Origin of the sequence: Niveispirillum cyanobacteriorum, from assembly GCF_002868735.1 — a bacterium.
In the GTDB taxonomy this organism is placed as follows: Bacteria; Pseudomonadota; Alphaproteobacteria; order Azospirillales; family Azospirillaceae; genus Niveispirillum; species Niveispirillum cyanobacteriorum.
Map to the genome: position 1 here is coordinate 2,748,517 of NZ_CP025611.1, position 15,930 is coordinate 2,764,446.

Annotated in this window: 17 protein-coding genes and 2 pseudogenes; 7 read left to right on the forward strand and 12 right to left on the reverse strand. The window is 65.9% G+C overall.

All coding sequences use genetic code 11. The annotated features are described in order from the left end of the window. Positions 1 to 109 precede the first annotated feature (109 nt). Together C0V82_RS12760 and C0V82_RS12765 are read left to right on the forward strand one after the other, a co-directional pair. The gene (locus tag C0V82_RS12760) at positions 110 to 1,189 is read left to right on the forward strand and encodes an IS110 family RNA-guided transposase (RefSeq protein ID WP_425435932.1); all 1,080 of its coding nucleotides are present in this window, start codon (positions 110 to 112) and stop codon (positions 1,187 to 1,189) included. Between the two features lie 16 nt (positions 1,190 to 1,205). After that, positions 1,206 to 1,502 (forward strand): annotated as a pseudogene (locus C0V82_RS12765) (transposase); the annotation flags it as partial. Positions 1,503 to 1,544: 42 nt separating this feature from the next. On the opposite strand, the gene C0V82_RS27910 reads toward C0V82_RS12765, so the two are convergent. After that, entirely contained in the window at positions 1,545 to 1,880 is a 336-nt protein-coding gene (locus C0V82_RS27910; protein WP_094453383.1) for a transposase family protein, read from the reverse strand. Positions 1,881 to 1,981: 101 nt separating this feature from the next. Here C0V82_RS27910 and C0V82_RS12775 point away from each other — a divergent pair, with 101 nt between their 5' ends. Then, entirely contained in the window at positions 1,982 to 2,134 is a 153-nt protein-coding gene (locus tag C0V82_RS12775) for a hypothetical protein (protein WP_245837827.1), read from the forward strand. A gap of 13 nt (positions 2,135 to 2,147) precedes the next feature. On the opposite strand, the gene C0V82_RS12780 is transcribed toward C0V82_RS12775, so the two are convergent. After that, positions 2,148 to 2,741 carry a TetR/AcrR family transcriptional regulator gene (locus C0V82_RS12780; protein WP_094453387.1) on the reverse strand — a complete coding sequence of 198 codons (594 nt, stop codon included), beginning with the start codon at positions 2,739 to 2,741 and terminating at the stop codon, positions 2,148 to 2,150. An 83-nt stretch (positions 2,742 to 2,824) separates the two neighbouring features. On the opposite strand from C0V82_RS12780, the gene C0V82_RS12785 reads away from it, so the two are divergent. After that, a complete protein-coding gene (locus C0V82_RS12785; RefSeq protein ID WP_094453389.1) occupies positions 2,825 to 3,424 on the forward strand; it encodes a phenylacetic acid degradation protein PaaY in 600 nt (199 codons plus the stop codon). A 7-nt stretch (positions 3,425 to 3,431) separates the two neighbouring features. After that, positions 3,432 to 4,242: pseudogene (locus C0V82_RS12790) on the forward strand (IS110 family RNA-guided transposase); the annotation flags it as partial. Between the two features lie 340 nt (positions 4,243 to 4,582). On the opposite strand, the gene C0V82_RS12795 reads toward C0V82_RS12790, so the two are convergent. The 10 genes from C0V82_RS12795 to C0V82_RS12840 all read right to left on the reverse strand — a co-directional run bounded on the left by C0V82_RS12795 (position 4,583) and on the right by C0V82_RS12840 (position 12,550). After that, positions 4,583 to 4,885, reverse strand: coding sequence for an EthD family reductase (locus C0V82_RS12795; protein WP_094453393.1), 303 nt, complete (start codon positions 4,883 to 4,885; stop codon positions 4,583 to 4,585). Positions 4,886 to 4,899: 14 nt separating this feature from the next. Further along, entirely contained in the window at positions 4,900 to 5,679 is a 780-nt protein-coding gene (locus tag C0V82_RS12800; protein ID WP_094453395.1) for an enoyl-CoA hydratase-related protein, read from the reverse strand. Continuing rightward, positions 5,669 to 6,745: a 1,2-phenylacetyl-CoA epoxidase subunit PaaE gene (paaE, locus tag C0V82_RS12805; protein ID WP_094453397.1), complete on the reverse strand. Its 1,077-nt coding sequence runs from the start codon at positions 6,743 to 6,745 to the stop codon at positions 5,669 to 5,671. The genes C0V82_RS12800 and paaE overlap by 11 nt, the downstream gene beginning before the upstream one ends. A 19-nt stretch (positions 6,746 to 6,764) precedes the next feature. Further along, the gene (gene paaD / locus C0V82_RS12810; RefSeq protein WP_094453399.1) at positions 6,765 to 7,244 is read right to left on the reverse strand and encodes a 1,2-phenylacetyl-CoA epoxidase subunit PaaD; all 480 of its coding nucleotides are present in this window, start codon (positions 7,242 to 7,244) and stop codon (positions 6,765 to 6,767) included. A gap of 4 nt (positions 7,245 to 7,248) precedes the next feature. Beyond that, a complete protein-coding gene (gene paaC, locus C0V82_RS12815; RefSeq protein WP_094453401.1) occupies positions 7,249 to 8,004 on the reverse strand; it encodes a 1,2-phenylacetyl-CoA epoxidase subunit PaaC in 756 nt (251 codons plus the stop codon). A gap of 10 nt (positions 8,005 to 8,014) precedes the next feature. Beyond that, complete coding sequence (paaB, locus tag C0V82_RS12820; protein WP_094453403.1) at positions 8,015 to 8,299, reverse strand: 1,2-phenylacetyl-CoA epoxidase subunit PaaB; 285 nt, start codon at positions 8,297 to 8,299, stop codon at positions 8,015 to 8,017. An 80-nt stretch (positions 8,300 to 8,379) separates the two neighbouring features. Next, on the reverse strand, positions 8,380 to 9,360 hold the full coding sequence (paaA, locus tag C0V82_RS12825; protein ID WP_094453405.1) for a 1,2-phenylacetyl-CoA epoxidase subunit PaaA: 981 nt from the start codon (positions 9,358 to 9,360) through the stop codon (positions 8,380 to 8,382). Positions 9,361 to 9,463: 103 nt separating this feature from the next. Next, entirely contained in the window at positions 9,464 to 10,666 is a 1,203-nt protein-coding gene (gene pcaF / locus C0V82_RS12830) for a 3-oxoadipyl-CoA thiolase (protein WP_094453407.1), read from the reverse strand. 2 nt (positions 10,667 to 10,668) lie between these two features. Then, positions 10,669 to 11,094 carry a hydroxyphenylacetyl-CoA thioesterase PaaI gene (gene paaI / locus C0V82_RS12835; protein ID WP_094453409.1) on the reverse strand — a complete coding sequence of 142 codons (426 nt, stop codon included), beginning with the start codon at positions 11,092 to 11,094 and terminating at the stop codon, positions 10,669 to 10,671. Further along, positions 11,087 to 12,550: a 3-hydroxyacyl-CoA dehydrogenase NAD-binding domain-containing protein gene (locus C0V82_RS12840; protein ID WP_094453411.1), complete on the reverse strand. Its 1,464-nt coding sequence runs from the start codon at positions 12,548 to 12,550 to the stop codon at positions 11,087 to 11,089. The genes paaI and C0V82_RS12840 overlap by 8 nt, the downstream gene beginning before the upstream one ends. Positions 12,551 to 12,650: 100 nt before the next feature. Here C0V82_RS12840 and paaG point away from each other — a divergent pair, with 100 nt between their 5' ends. Continuing rightward, a complete protein-coding gene (gene paaG / locus C0V82_RS12845) occupies positions 12,651 to 13,445 on the forward strand; it encodes a 2-(1,2-epoxy-1,2-dihydrophenyl)acetyl-CoA isomerase PaaG (RefSeq protein WP_094453413.1) in 795 nt (264 codons plus the stop codon). A 20-nt stretch (positions 13,446 to 13,465) separates the two neighbouring features. After that, the gene (gene paaZ / locus C0V82_RS12850; RefSeq protein ID WP_094453415.1) at positions 13,466 to 15,481 is read left to right on the forward strand and encodes a phenylacetic acid degradation bifunctional protein PaaZ; all 2,016 of its coding nucleotides are present in this window, start codon (positions 13,466 to 13,468) and stop codon (positions 15,479 to 15,481) included. Positions 15,482 to 15,930 lie beyond the last annotated feature (449 nt).

Genomic DNA, 15,930 nt, shown 5'->3' on the forward strand with positions numbered 1-15,930 from the left:
TGTGACCCGAGAAGGGCCTGACATTCTGTCACGTGACTGTCTTGTCCAGGCGTCCCGCCCTGCGAAACCGCTCACCATCTCGATCAATGGTTTCGAAGGGGGCATGATGGTGTTGATTGAAGCTGAACGGACCCGCCGGATCGTCGGTGGCGTCGATACGCACAAGGACCTCCACGTCGCCGCCGTCGTCGATGAAAGCGACAAACTGCTTGGCACCAGCAGTTTCGCGACCACAAGGCAGGGCTATCGCCAAATGGTGACCTGGATGCGGTCCTTCGGCACACTCCACCGCGTGGGGGTCGAGGCCACCGGCACCTATGGTGCTGGCCTGTTACGCCATCTTCAGGCCGCAGGGATAGAAGTCCTGGAAGTGACGTCACCGGACAAGGTTGATCGGCGACGACGTGGCAAGAGCGACGATCTCGATGCCGAAGCTGCGGCCCACGCCGCCTTTACCGGTAAGCGTGTTGCCACGCCGAAGCGGCGCGATGGCATGATCGAAGCCCTGCGTGTTCTCAAGTCCTGCCGGAATACGGCGGTGGCAGCACGTCGCGTTACCCTTCAGATGATCAGCAGTACCATTGTCGCGGCGCCGGAGGAATTGCGTGACATGTTGCGGACAATGACACGCATGCGACTTGTCCGGACATTGGCTGCTTGGCGGCCCGATCTCACAGACTATCGCAACCCGCTCTCAGCCTATCGGATCGCGCTGAAATCCCTCGCCCGGCGATATGTCGAATTGCATGATGAGATCGCCGAACTTGATACCATGATCGCAAGTATTGTCGGTGAACTCGTCCCCGACCTGGTCGCGCGCAATGCCATCGGCCATGAGACGGCGGCTCAGCTTCTCATCACCGCCGGTGACAATCCGGAGCGGCTGTCCTCTGAGGCCAGCTTTGCTGCGCTTTGCGGAGTAAGCCCTGTTCCGGCATCGTCCGGGAAAATAGTCAGGCATCGATTGAACCGCGGTGGGGACCGAGCCGCCAACAGCGCCCTGCACATTATCGCCATCGGTCGTCTTCGGACTGACAGTCGGACCCAGGCCTATGTTGCCCGCCGGATAGCTGACGGGCACTCCAAGTTAGAAGCTATTCGCTGCCTCAAGCGCTACATCGCCCGGGAGGTCTTTACCATCATCCGAAGGCGACAGCGTGACATCAACGAGACACAGCTCGCTGCTTGACACATAGAAGGGCTTCCAGGGCGGCCAATTCACCAGCCCGAGGTTCACCGGCATCTTGACCGATGCCGGTATCAAGGTTTCCATGGATGGAAGAGGCCGCTGGATGGACAATTTGTTCATCGAACGGCTCTGGCGGTCACTGAAATACGAATGCGTCTATCTCCACGCTTTCGAGACCGGCAGCGAGGCCAGGGCCGGGATCGGACGCTGGATCGATTACTACAATAACCAACGCCCACATTCCGCGCTCGGGGGACAGACACCCGACGAGGCATACAGGCAAAGGGCGGACAGACTGTGTTTGGCGGCGTGAACTGAACAGGACCAAGCTTAACGCCGAACAAAAACTGTCCGCTCACCGGGGACCAGCTCTCCGTCCGGCGGGCCCAAGGCGCCAGAACCTTGGGATCGAAGCGCCTGTGAATACGCGGCGCCCGCAGAGCACGGCATCGCAGAAGAAACGGCGGGCCCGCAGCACAAGCTCAACACGTCGACCGGTTGTCTGCAGGTCCGCCAGCCGCCGATGATATCGGCTATGGATCCGACCAGACCGCGTTCCGCATCCGGGACAGGCGCTCATCGCCGTGACCGGGCTTATGGTAAGCCGCACCATTCCATCATCGTCGGTGATGTCCTTGATGGCCATGCCGGCAACGTCGAACATTGAGTGTGGTAAGCCTGAGCGCATCATGCTGATCCCTATGGAAAACGCACTCCAGAGGAATCCCGAATTTCATCAAAATTGAGTCAGAGCCACTTTTCCACGCCGGATAACAGCGTGTTATCGGCGCCGTGGCCGGCACCCTGATTGCCCGGGCGACCCAGGCCATTGCCTTCGGCGCAACGGCAGAGGATATCGCGCTGAGCTGCCACGCCCGTCCCACGCACCCGGAGGCGCTGAAAGAAGCGGCAATGGCGGCCGTTGGCAAACTGATTCATCTGTGAGGGATCAAGGGCGTCAGATCCCCTTGATCCCCTTCAGCACCATACCGGTGGACATGTCAGCGATCTCGTCGGCGCCCAGAGGGCCGGTGGGCTTCATCCAAGTATGGGTCCAGTTGATCATGCCGAAGAACAGCATTGCCGCCGTTCGCCGATGCGCGGCGTCGTGGATCAGCGGCGGATGCAGGGCCCCCAAGATTTCCTCGACCAGTGTCACCAGTGCGCGCTGGCCGGCCACTATCTCTGCCCGGCGTTTCGGGGGCAGATGCGCCAAATCGTTCAGCAGCACCTTCTGCCGCGACGCGGCGCCGATATAGAGTCTCATGAACCGCCGCGCCAGTTCCCGCAGGCGGACGGCGGGGTCTGGACCCATGGCGGCGACATCCGTTGCGGCCGACGTCAATTGTTCGACATGCGAGGCCATGACGGCGTGAAGGATATCCTCCTTTGACGGATAATAATGGTATATCAGCGACTTGGAGGTCTGGCAGGCTTCTGCCAGGTCGGCGACGGAACTGCCCAGGTAGCCCTTCACCGCGAAGAGGTCCGCCGCCCGGTCGATGATCGCCTCGCGCCGCTGCTCGTAATCTGCCGACTGCTTGCGTGCCATGCCCTACTCAACCCCGGAAACCCTCCTGCCGGTGATGAACCATAAGTCCTCCTCAGGCAACAGGAAATCAAGGAAGCAAGTCAATGCCCTGCTATAGTTTCGCCGGCCTCGTCCCCGTGGTCGACCCCGCGGCCTTCGTCCATCCCACGGCCGTCCTAATCGGTGACGTCATCGTCGGCCCCGGCTGCTATATCGGGCCCGGTGCCGCCCTGCGCGGCGATCTGGGCCGGCTAATCGTGCAGCGCGGGGCCAATGTCCAGGATAATTGCGTCATGCATTCCTTCCCCGGCAAGGAATGCGTGGTGGAGGAGGATGGGCATGTCGGCCATGGCGCCGTGCTGCATGGCTGCCGCGTCGGGCGCAATGCCCTGGTCGGCATGAATGCCGTCGTCATGGACAATGCGGTGGTGGGAGAGGAAGCCTTGGTGGCCGCCATGTCCTTCGTGAAGGCCGGGATGCAAATCCCGCCGCGCGTGATGGTGGCCGGTACTCCGGCCCGTGTGGTGCGCGAACTGACTAAAAAGGAGATCGAATGGAAAAGCCAGGGGACGGCCGAATATCGTGAGATCGCTCGCCGCTGCCTAGCCACGCTGGCCGAGGTGACGCCCCTGACGGAAATGGAGAGTGACCGCCCCCGGCTGGGGGGCGGCCATGTGACCCTGGCTGAGGCGCAGAGAAATTAGAAGCGGTGTCCATGCTGGGCTGATGGCGGCCGGGTTTGAGATGGTGCTGCTGGAAACCCGGCTTGTGAAGGCGGCGCTGTCGGCGATGACGGTGAAGACAGACCAGACGGACGCCCGTGGGATTGCGCGCATGGTGCGGATGGGCTGGTACCGGCCGGTGCATTGCAAGACGGCCAGCGCGCAGGAGGTGCGGGCGTTGCTGGTTGCACGCAAGCTTTTGGTGACCAAGCTCCTGGATCTGGAGTCCTGTATCGGCAGCATTCTGGGGGGCGGGCTGAAGACGGGTGCCGTGACCAAGCCCCGGTTCGAGGCCCGGGTCCGTGAACTGATCGCTGGGCATCATCCTATGCTGGGGCAGGTGATGACGCCGATGCTGGCCGCGCGCGGCGCCATGCGGACGGAGCTTACCAAGCTACACCAGCATCTGATGACGGTTCCCGGCGTCGGGCCGTTTGTGGCGTTGACCTTCCGCTCGGCGGTAGACAACCCGGCCGGGCTCGCCAATTCGAAGGCGGTAGGCGCACATTTCGGTCTCACACCGACTAAGTATCAGTCGGGTGAGACCGATGTGACTGAGCGGATCAGCAAGGTCGGCGACGACATGGTAAGCACGGCCTTCTTCGAGGCATCCAGCGCGATGCTGCGTCAGAATATGCGCTTCTCCAGCCTGAAGCGGCGGGCGATGGAGATTGCCAAGCGCCGGGGGGCTGAAGCGAGCGAAGGTGGCGCTAGCCAGAAAGCTCGCCACCGTCCTGCATCGCAGGTGGGGTGACGGTACGATCTTCCGCTGGGGCAAGGAGGCGGCGATGGCAGCCTAAAACGAAACTGAGTTCGGGCGGGGGTGCTCCCGCCCTCATGAGGACCCGACGCCAGGACGCGGGAACCGGTGAACCCGCTTTCCGGGCAGTGCGACGATCAAGGTCGGAAGCACGCGTTTTAGATCGGCTCGCCGGTTCCTCTTTGACCCCATGATGTGGGGGCGTTGGTGCCGACCACGGACAGAAGCATGAACTCGGCGGCGTGACGTTCGCTCAGGAGGCTTGACACCGAGAGGCCCCATGCAGAAGATCAGTGAGTGCTGGCGTTAGCACCCAAACTCCACAGCTGATCAAAGGGTTAGGGCTACACCCGCCAGCTTGACGAATCTGCCGGGTTAGGTCACTCCGCTTCCGTCACTACCAGAGTGACGATGTCGCGGGCGAAGCCCATCAGGTCCTTGCCCGCGGCCCGGTTCTCCGGCGATTTCATGGCCGCGTCGAAGCTGACCGCGTCGGCGTACTGCATCTCCACGATCATGAAGAAGGCGGGCTCACCGCCCATGGGCGAGGCCGTGACGCGGTTGACGATGGTACGCAGCAGGCCCGGCACCTTCTCCACCAGCGGCAGGTGGACCTCGTTGTAGTGCTTCAGGAAGGCCTCGACATCGTCGGGCTTGCGGTAGAGTGCGATCAGCTTCTTCATGGGGCGTGCCTTTCCTATCGTCCCTGCCAGCGGGGGGTGCGTTTCTCCAGGAAGGCGGACACGCCCTCCTGCTTGTCGTCGGTTCCCAGCAGGGCCAGGAAGCGGCGGCGTTCATGCAGCAGATGGTCGCCATGGGTCAGGTCGAAGGCGGTCCGCACGCTGGCCTTGGCCGCTTGCAACGCTACAGGCGCGCGGCCGGCGATGGTGCGGGCCAGGTCCAGGGCGCGATCCAGTGCCTGGCCGGCCGGCACGCCTTCGCCCACCAGCCCGGCGGCGACGGCGCGGTCCGTGTCGATCATCTCTCCCGTCAGCACCATGCGCATGGCGAGATTGCGGCCCACCAGCCGGGGCAGGGTGGCGGTGCCGCCGGCCCCGGGCATGATGCCCAGGCTGCTTTCCGGCTGTCCGAACTGCGCGCCCTCTCCGGCCACTGACAGGTCGCAGCACATCAGCAACTCGCAGCCTGCCCCCAGGCACCACCCCTCCACCGCGGCGATCAGCGGCTTGGGAAAGTCGCGGATGCGCTCCCAGGCGGCCTGACGCGGCCCGTGCGGCGGGTCGTCGGGGCCCGACGACGCCAGTTCGCGGATGTCGGCACCGGCCGCGAAGACCTTGGCGTCGCCGGTGATGACCACGGCGCGGATATCGGGATCGGCGGCGGCGGCATCCAGGGCTTTGGCCAGGGCGGTCAGCAGCGGCGTGGCCAGGGCGTTGCGCCGGTCGGGCCGGTTCAGGCGCAGCAGGCGCACGCCGTCGGACGGCGTCTCGACCAACAGGTCGGGCTTAGGCGTCATAATCGACCACCACATCCGCCCCTACCGGTACCGACTGGCAGGTCAGGATGTAGCCGGCCTCGACCTCCGCCGCGGTCAGCCCGTAATTGGCCCCCATCTCCACCTTGCCGCTGACCAGCTTGCCCCGACAGGTGGCGCAGACGCCGGCCTTGCAGGCATAGGGGGCGGGCACGCCGGCGGCGCGGGCATTCTCCAGGATATTGCCCAGGGCGGGGTCGAAGCTGATGGAACGGCGGCGCCCGTCCAGGACCAGCGTCACCTTGGCGCCCGCCGCTTCCGCTGCGCGGGCGGCCGTGGCGGCGGCCTGGGCCGCGTCGGGCCGGTCGGCCGTGAAGCGTTCCAGCAGCACCTTGTCGCGCGCCACGCCGCGTTCCAGCAGGCTCTGCTCCACCGCATCCATCATCGGGCCGGGGCCGCAGACGAAGAAGGCGGCGATGTCGGCGACGGACACAACCCTTTCCAGCAGCTCCGCGCATTTCGCCCGGTCCAGTCGGCCATTGAACAGCTCCACCTCCTCTTCCTCATCCTCCAGGAAATGCAGGATGGAGAGCCGGTCGATGAACCGGTCCTTCAGCCCCGCCAGTTCCTCCAGGAAGATGATGGAGGCGGTGTCGCGGTTGCCGTAAAGCAGGGTGAAACGGCTTTTCGGCTCGGCTAGCAGCGCCGATTTTAAGAGCGACAGGACGGGGGTGATGCCCGATCCGCCGGCGAAGCCGACATAACGGTTGGCGGCTTGCGGATCGAAGGCCCAGGTGAAGGCGCCATGCGGGGGCATCACCTCCATCACCATGCCGGGCTTCAGCGCTTCATTGGCAAAGCCGGAGAACAGGCCGCCGGCCACGCGCTTGATGGCGACGCGCAGCTCCCCTTCCTGTGGGGCGACGCAGACGGAATAGTTGCGGCGCACATCCTGGCCCTCCAGGTCGGCCCGCAGGGTCAGGTGCTGGCCCGGCCTGAAGGTAAAAAGGGGCTTCAGCGCGTCGGGCACGTCGAAGCGGATGGAGACGGCGTCGGCGGTTTCCCGCCTGACTTCCGCGATGGTGAGGGGATGGAAGCCGGTGGACATGGGGCCTCTCGATATCGGCTCAATGGCATTTGAAACGGTCGAACGGTTCCAGGCAGTCCTGACAGCGCCACAGCGCCTTGCAGGGGGTGGAACCGAAGCGGCTGACTTCCGTGGTGCGGGTGGAGCCGCAGCGGGGACAGGGCGTGGGCAGCTCGGCACCGCGCAGGCGGGTCGCGGCTGCACCGGGTGGCGGCGGGGCGATGCCATAGGCGCGCAGCTTTTCCCGTCCCGCCTCGCTGATCCAGTCGGTGGTCCAGGGGGGGGACAGCACCGTCTCGACATCCAGATGGCCCAGCCCATGAGCGGCCAGCGTCCGCCGCACCGCCATCTCAATGGCCAGGGTGGCGGGGCAGCCCGTGTAGGTGGGGGTCAGCAGCACGGCGGACCTGTCCGCATCCACCCCGCGCACGATGCCCAGGTCGACGATGGAGACGGCCGGGATTTCCGGGTCGGGCACCGTGGCCAGCACTTCCATCACGCGGGCGGCATCAATGGCCATGGCGTCACCAGCTGGCGTTGGGGTAGGTGCGCTGGAGATACTGCATGGGGGCCAGCAGATGGCCCAGATGCTCGCTGTGATGGCCCTTGCGTCCGCCCAGGACAGGGCGATGCGACGGCAGCGGAGGCAGTGTCGCCTTTGCCAGGGTGCGGGCGATGATGGCGTCGAAGGCGAGGCGCAGCGCCGCCTTGTCGACGGCCAGACCACGGGCCGACAGGCCGGTCTCGATGGCGTCCATCGCGAACAGTTCGTCCACGAAGCGGGCCATCCATTCCAGCCCCTCGACCATGCGCTGCCGGCTCTCCTGGGTCCCGTCGCCCAGGCGCACCACCCAGCCGGCGGCCAGGTCGGCATGATAGGCGACCTCCTTCACCGCCTTAGCGGCGATGGCGGCCAGCTGTGCATCCGGGGACGCGGCCAGCTTGTCGAACAGCAGGCGCTGGTATGTCGAAAACAGGAACTGCCGGGCGATGGTCTGGGCGAAATCGCCATTGGGCTGCTCGACCAGCAGGCAGTTGCGGAAATCCAGCGCGTCGCGGTGGAAGGCGAGCCGGTCGGCGTCGCGGCCTTCCCCCTCCATCGTGCCGGCATGGCCCAGCAGGTATGTCGCCTGCCCGATCAGGTCCAGCGAGACATTGGCCAGCGACAGGTCGATCTCCAGCGTCGGCGCGTGCCCGCACCATTCGCCCAGGCGCTGGCCCAGCACCAGGCTGTCATCGCCCAGGCGCAGGAGATAGTCGAAATAGGCGCGATCGGACATGGGGCGGCCCTCAGATATGCTTGATGTGCTCGGGCACGTGATAGAAGGTCGGATGCCGGTAGACCTTGTCGGCCGCCGGCTCGAACAGCGGGCCGGACTGGGCCGGGTCAGACGCGGTGATGGCGGCCGAGGGCACGACCCACAGGCTCACCCCCTCCATGCGTCTTGTATAGGTGTCGCGGGCATGGCGCAGGGCCATGTCCGGATCGGCGCCATGGACGGAGCCGACATGCCGGTGCGACAGGCCATTCTTCGACCGGATGAACACTTCCCACAGGGGCCAGTGCTGGGACATGGTTTGATCCTTTTTGCTGTTCCCTCAAGCGCCGGGCCGGCAGTCGCCGGCCTGCGCCGGTCATGGACAATGACTGGCGGTCAGGCGGCCTGCCGGGCGCGCTGCTTCTCGGCATGGGCCGTGGCGGCGTCGCGGACCCAGGCGCCGTCGTCCCAGGCCTTGCGGCGGGCCTGCATACGCTCCCGCGCCACGGGGCCCTCGCCGCGCACCGCGGCATAGAATTCCTCCCAGTCGACGGCGCCGAAATCATACTGGCCCCGTGCCTCGTTCCATTTCAGATCGGGGTCGGGCACCGACAGGCCGATGGCTTCCGCTTGGGGCACCGTGATGTCGACGAACTTCTGACGAAGCTGATCGTTGGTGTCGCGCTTGATGCGCCAGCGCATGGACTGGGCGGAATTGGGGGAATTGTCGTCGGGCGGGCCGAACATCATCAAGGACGGCCACCACCAGCGGTTCAGCGCGTCCTGGGCCATGCGCTTCTGTTCCGCCGTGCCGCCGGCCAGCGCCATCATGATCTCGTAGCCCTGGCGCTGATGGAAGCTCTCTTCCTTGCAGATGCGCACCATGGCGCGGGCATAGGGCCCGTAGGAGGTGCGCTGCAACGGCACCTGGTTCATGATGGCGGCACCATCTACTAGCCAGCCGATAGCGCCGATATCGGCCCAGGTCAGGGTCGGGTAGTTGAAGATGGTGGAGTATTTGGCCTTGCCGCTGTGCAGCGCGTCGATCAGGTCGTCGCGCGCTGCCCCCAGCGTCTCCGTCGCGGAATAGAGGTAGAGCGCGTGCCCGCCCTCATCCTGCACCTTGGCCAGCAATACGGCCTTGCGGCGCAGCGAGGGCGCGCGGGTGATCCAGTTGCCCTCCGGCAGCATGCCCACTACCTCGGAATGCGCATGCTGCGACATCTGGCGGATCAGGGTGCGGCGATAGGCTTCCGGCATCCAGTCCTTGGGCTCGATGAACTCGTCGGCGGCCACCCGCGCCTCGAACGCGGCCAGCAGCTCGGCGGGTTCGACGGAAGTCACGGCGGCCTGCTTCTGCAATTCGGTCGTGTACATGGGGGCCTCTCGCTGTTCGTGGGGGTAGAATATAATAGACCGACCAGACGGTCAATTAATTATGTGCAGCTTTCGGGGACTTTCTGGTGCGGCAAGGCCTTGATCACACCCGTTCCAGCGCCAGCGCGATACCCTGGCCCAAGCCGATGCACATGGTGCACAGCGCCCGCCGTGCACCCCGGCGCTGCAATTCCTCCGTCGCCGTGATCACCAGCCGCGCGCCGGACATGCCCAGCGGATGGCCCAGCGCGATGGCGCCACCATTGGGGTTCATATGCTCGGCATTGTCGGGCAGGCCCAGCTGGCGCAGCACGGCCAGGCCCTGGGCGGCGAAGGCTTCGTTCAGCTCAACCACGTCGATATCACCGATGGACAGGCCCAGCCGGTCCAGCAGTGCTGTGGTGGCCGGCGCAGGCCCGATGCCCATGATGCGCGGCGGCACGCCGGCTGTGGCCATGCCCAGCACGCGGGCGCGCGGAACGAGGCCGTAGCGCTCCACGGCAGCGGCCGAGGCTACGATCAGGGCCGCAGCACCATCATTGACGCCCGACGCGTTGCCGGCCGTCACCGTGCCGCCTGGCCGGACGATGGGCTTCAGCCCGGCCAACGCCTCCAGGCTGGTGGCACGGGGGTGCTCGTCCTGATCGACGACCAGCGGGGCGCCCTTGCGCTGCGGGATGGTGACGGGCGTGATCTCCGCGCCCAGGCGGCCATTGGCCTGGGCGACGGCGGCGCGGGCCTGGCTGCGGACGGCGAACGCATCCTGGTCGGTGCGGGAGATGGCGAAATCGTTGGCCACGTTCTCCGCCGTCTCAGGCATGCTGTCGGTGCCGAATTCCTTGTGCATCAGCGGGTTGACGAAGCGCCAGCCGATGGTGGTGTCGAAGATCCGCGCCTCGCGGGAAAAGGCGCTGTCGGCCTTGCCCTGGACGAAGGGTGCGCGGCTCATGCTCTCCACACCGCCGGCCAGGATCAGGTCGGCCTCGCCTGCCCTGATGGCGCGGGCGGCGATGCCCACGGCATCCAGGCCGGACCCGCAGAGCCGGTTGACGGTGGTGCCCGGCGCTTCCGCGCCCAATCCGGCCAGCAGTGCCGCCATGCGGGCCACGTTGCGGTTATCCTCCCCGGCCTGATTGGCGCAGCCCAGGATCACATCATCGAAGCGGGCTCCGGCCAGGGCAGGGGACCGCGCCAGCAGCGCCTTGATGGGGATGGCGGCCAGATCGTCAGGGCGGACGGGGGCCAGTACCCCGGCATAGCGGCCGATGGGCGTGCGCAGCCCATCACAGATGAAGGCGTCGGCCATATTCATGCTTCCTCTTGGATGACGGGGCCGCCGATGGTGCGCGACAGGCCCTGGAATTCCGCGATGACGCGCCCGTCCCGGGTATGGACGCTGACGTTGTAGACGCCGCTGCGCCCGGCCACGGCCGCCTCCCGCGCTTCGGCCACCAGCACGTCTTTGCCATAGGCCGGGGCCAGATAGGCGATGGAGGCCTGGGCGCCCACGGCGGCCTGATTGCGGCTGTTGCAGGCATAGGCGAAGGCCGTGTCGGCCAGGGCGAAGATCATGCCGCCATGGGCCATGCCATGGCCGTTCAGCATGTCGGGCCGCAGCGCCATGGACAGCCTTGAATAGCCTTCGCCCGCCTCCTCAATCCGGATGCCCCAGGCGGGCCCGGTGCCCTCGCGCGACAGCATGGTTTCGGCGATCTGGCGGGTACGGTCACTCATGGGGCAATCCTTCGCTGGGCAGGTACATGTCGTCGCCAGTGGCCGCCGCCAGATTGGCGAGCACTTGGCGGACCCACGCGGGGCCGGCCTGATCGACCCAGGCCAGCGGCCCCTGCGGATGGTTGGCGCCGTGGATCATGGCGGCGTCGATGCCGGCATGATCAGCAACCCGGTCATGGGCGGCATCGGCTGCACAATTGGCCAGTTGCGCCAAGGTGCGCAGGACCAGCCCGCCGGGCCGGTCGGGCAGCACCAGCGCGTCCTTGCCCAGGGCCTGAGCGAAACCGGCAAAGGCGGTGCGGGCCGCAAAGTCTTGCGGGTCAGCCAGACTGGCGACCAGGGCCGAGGCACTGGCGAAATCGCGTGCCGTGTCCAGCATGATGCGCGTTCGACCATCCTCGGCGGCCAAGGCGGCGGCCGTGCGACCGTCACCTAGACGCAGCAAGACGCCATCGATCAGGATGGTATCGGCGGGCAGTGCAACGTCATCCGCAGCCTCCAACTCGGCGGCACGCAGCGCCGCCAGACCCTCGCCGAAGCACAAAAGGCCAGGACGGGGGGCGGTTGGTTCCAGGGCAATGATGGGCTTCGTCCCCGCCATGAACACACCACTGCCGGTTTTGCGGCCCAGGTTCCCGGCATTGACCAACGCCTTCTGTACGTCCTGTGGGCGGAAGCGGGTCTTGCCAGCATAGGCGCTGTAAACCGAGCTGGCGACGGCATAATTGACGTCATGGCCGATCAGGTCCGCCAGTTCCAACGGCCCCATGCGGAAACCGCCCGCCGCCTTTAGTGCATGGTCGATGCTGGCCGCATCCAGCTCCTCACCCAGGGCCAGGAACCCCTCCGCATAATAGGGACGGGCCACCCGGTTGACGATGAAGCCAGGCACGTCGGCGGCCTGCACGGGCACCTTGCCCCACCGGCGCATCAGGTCGACGAGGATCGGGCCCAGCCCAGTCGCGTTGTCGCGTATGGTCACCACCTCCACCAGTTTCATCACCGGGGCGGGGTTGAAGAAATGCAGGCCGACGAACCGCTCCGGCCGCTCCAGACTAATAGCTAGGCTGGAGATCGGCAGCGAGGAGGTGTTTGAGGCGATGACGGCCTCGGCTCCGAGCACCTTCTCCAGCCGCGCGAATAGGGCCGCCTTGGGTGCTGTCTGCTCCACGATCGCCTCCACCACCAGGACGCAGGGGGCAAGGTCGGCGATATCCTCGCTTAGGGTCAGGCGGGCGCGGATGGCCCCGGCTGCCGCCTCCGTCAATGTGCCGCGCCTCACCTGGCCGGCCAGCGAGGCATCGATGATGCCGCGCCCCCTCTCCAGCGCCGAAGCACCGACGTCAAGCAGCACCACACGGTGGCCGGCGGCCGCCGCGACCTCTGCGATGCCGGCACCCATGGCACCCGCACCGACGACGCCCACGGGCGTCCCTGTTTCCAGAATGGTTCGCATGACTGACAGCTAAACCTCCGAATTAAGGGCTTGTCAATAATAGATTGACCGGTCATTCTATTAAACACGGCAGGAACGGCCTGCCGCTCGGGGAAGATGCATGCCCATGTTCGAGACCATCCTGTTCAATATCAATGCCGGCGTAGCGCGGCTGACGCTGAACCGTCCTGACCGGCTGAACAGCTTCACGGTGCGGATGCATGCGGAAGTGGCGGCGGCTTTGGATGAGGTGGAGAAGCCGGGTGCCGCCCGCGTCCTGGTGCTGACGGGTGCCGGGCGCGGCTTCTGCGCCGGCCAGGATCTGTCCGACCGGGCCGTGTCACCGGGTGGCGATGGGGTTGATCTGGGCCTGTCGCTGGAGAACCGCTATAACCCGCTGATCCGCCGCCTGTCGGCCCTGCCCCTACCGGTGATCTGCGCCGTCAATGGCGTGGCAGCGGGGGCAGGGGCCAATATCTCGCTCGCCTGCGACCTCGTCATCGCGGCGCGGTCGGCCAAGTTCATCCAGCCCTTCGCCAATATCGGCCTGGTGCCCGACAGCGGCGGCACCTGGACCCTGCCGCGTCATGTTGGCCAGGCCCGCGCCTTGGGTTTGGCGCTGACCGGCACGCCGCTGCCCGCCGAACAGGCCAAGGAATGGGGCCTGATCTGGGACGTGGCGGATGATACGGAGTTGGCCGCCACCGTCGATGCGCTGGCCGCCCGCCTAGCCCAGGCGCCGACGCAAGGTCTGGCCCGCATCAAGCAGGCCATCCGCGCCGGCTGGTCCGTGCCACTGGACCAGCAGCTCGACGTGGAGCGTGACCATCAGCGTGCGCTAGGCCACACCGACGATTACCGGGAGGGCGTGGCCGCCTTCCTGGAAAAGCGCCAGCCGCGCTTCACGGGACAATAAGTTTTTCGGGAGCACATGACATGTCGATTTTGAGCAATTACGCACTGGACCAGTGGGTACAGGTGCAAACTGGGCTGGTTTCCATCCCGTCGGCCCTGGACGCAAGCACCGTGGCGCAGACAGGCAGCCAGGGGCTGGATTTCGCCTCCATGCTGCAACATGCCCGCAGCGTCGGCGGCCCGGCCCTGCGCGCCATGACCTTCCATGAGCGTGCACGCCTGTTGAAGGGTCTGGCCGAAGCCATCATGGCGCGCAGGGAGGAACTGTACGCGCTGGCCACCCATACCGGTGCCACCCGCGCCGACAACTGGATCGATATCGAGGGCGGGGCCGGCACGCTGTTCGCCTATGCCTCCAAAGGGCGGCGGGAATTGCCCAATGCCCGCATCCTGATCGATGGCGATACGGAGGTGCTGTCCAAGCGCGGCGGCTTCATCGGCCAGCATGTCTACATGCCTTTGCAGGGTGTGGCCGTGCATATCAACGCCTTCAATTTCCCCGTCTGGGGCATGCTGGAAAAGCTGGCGCCCACCCTGCTGGCGGGCGTGCCGGCCATCGTGAAGCCGGGCACGGCCACGGCCTACGTCACCGAGGCCGCCTTCCGCGTGATGATCGCGACGGGGCTGCTGCCGGCCGGTGCCCTGCAGCTTATCGTGGGCGCCACCGGCGATTTGTTCGACCATCTGACGGGCCAGGACGTGGTGTCCTTCACCGGTTCCGCCCAGACGGCGGCCAAGCTTCAGAGCCATCCCGTCATCGCGCGCGAGGGCGTGCGGTTTGTGGCCGAACGCGATAGCCTGAACGCCGCCATCCTCGGCCCCGACGCCACCACTGGCAGCCCGGAATTCGCGCTGTTCGTGAAGGAGGTGGTGCGGGAGATGACGGTGAAGGCCGGGCAGAAATGCACCGCCATCCGCCGCGCCCTGGTGCCTGCCTCCCTGATCGATGAGGTGCAGGCCGCATTGAAGGCCGCCCTTGCCAAGGTCGTGGTGGGTGACCCCGCCCGTGAAGGCGTGACCATGGGGGCCCTGGTCGGTTCCGCGCAGCTGGCCGATGTGCGCGAAAAGATTGCAATGCTGTCGCAGGAGGCGTGGATGGTCCATGGTGATGGCGAACCGGTGGTGAATACCGATGAGCGCGGGGCCTTCATTGCGCCCGTTCTGCTGCGCACCGACGATCCGGACAACGCCGACCTGCTGCATGAAGTAGAGGCGTTCGGGCCAGTGGCGACCCTGATGCCTTATCGGGATCTGGCGCATGCCGTTACGCTGGCCAATCGCGGCAAGGGTTCGCTGGCCCTGTCCATCGTCACCCATGACCCTGGCGTTGCCACCGACCTGTTGCTGGGCCTGGGGTCCTTCCATGGCCGTATCCACATCCTGAACCGCGACTGCGCCAGGGAAAGCACGGGCCATGGCTCTCCCCTGCCGGTGCTGGTGCATGGCGGCCCGGGTCGCGCCGGCGGTGGGGAGGAGATGGGCGGTATCCGTGGCGTGAAGCATTACATGCAGCGCACGGCGCTGCAGGGCTCCCCCGACATGCTGTCTGCGGTTACGGGCACTTGGCTGACGGGCAGCAGCCGGCGAGAAGGGGAGGTGCATCCCTTCCGCCTGCGCTTCGGGGAACTGCCCATCGGCTATACCAAGAAGACGGCGGCGCGCACCATCACGCTGGAGGATATTGAGCATTTCGCCCAATTCACCGGAGATACCTTCTATGCCCACATGGATGAGGAGGCGGCCAAGGCCAGCCCGATCTTCGGCGGACGGGTGGCGCATGGCTACCTGATCCTGTCCTTTGCCGCCGGCCTGTTCGTCGATCCGGCGCCGGGTCCCGTCCTGGCCAATTACGGGCTGGAAAGCCTGCGCTTCATCAAGCCGGTGAAGCCCGGCGACAGCATCCAGGCGGCCCTGACGGCGAAGGAGAAGAGCGCCAAGACGCCGGAGATGGGCGAGGTGCGCTGGAACGTCGCCGTGGCCAACCAGGATGGTGAGTTGGTGGCGACATATGACCTGCTGACCATGAATGCGGTCTGAGGGCCGCTACCTTAGAGAGGCGTGTTGATGCTACGCCACGTCGCGGGTCACATGCTCGATGTCAGCCGCATCGCGCCACCCCATCCCCGGGCTACCGCCCCTGGTGTTCTTACATGAAGGGCTGCATAGCGTTGCGCAATAGCGGGACTTTCCCCGTCGTATAGCCGTGACCGTATGTTGCGCGGCTATGGTTTATTCCCGCCGCGGGCATGGCGGGACGCAACCGCTGGCCGGCGCGCCGGGATGACTAACTTCATAGTGAGGCGCTGGTCACCCTGCCGGCCTTGCCGAAGGTCGAGGGGGTCGATAACCTAATCCTAATCCCAATCCTGATCGGCTACAGCTTCAGCGTCTTGGTCGCCTTCTTCTAAGCTGGCGACGTACACTGACCTGTCACAGGCATATCCGCAACGGCACCGCACGTGTTCGAGGAGGATGTGACCATCGCG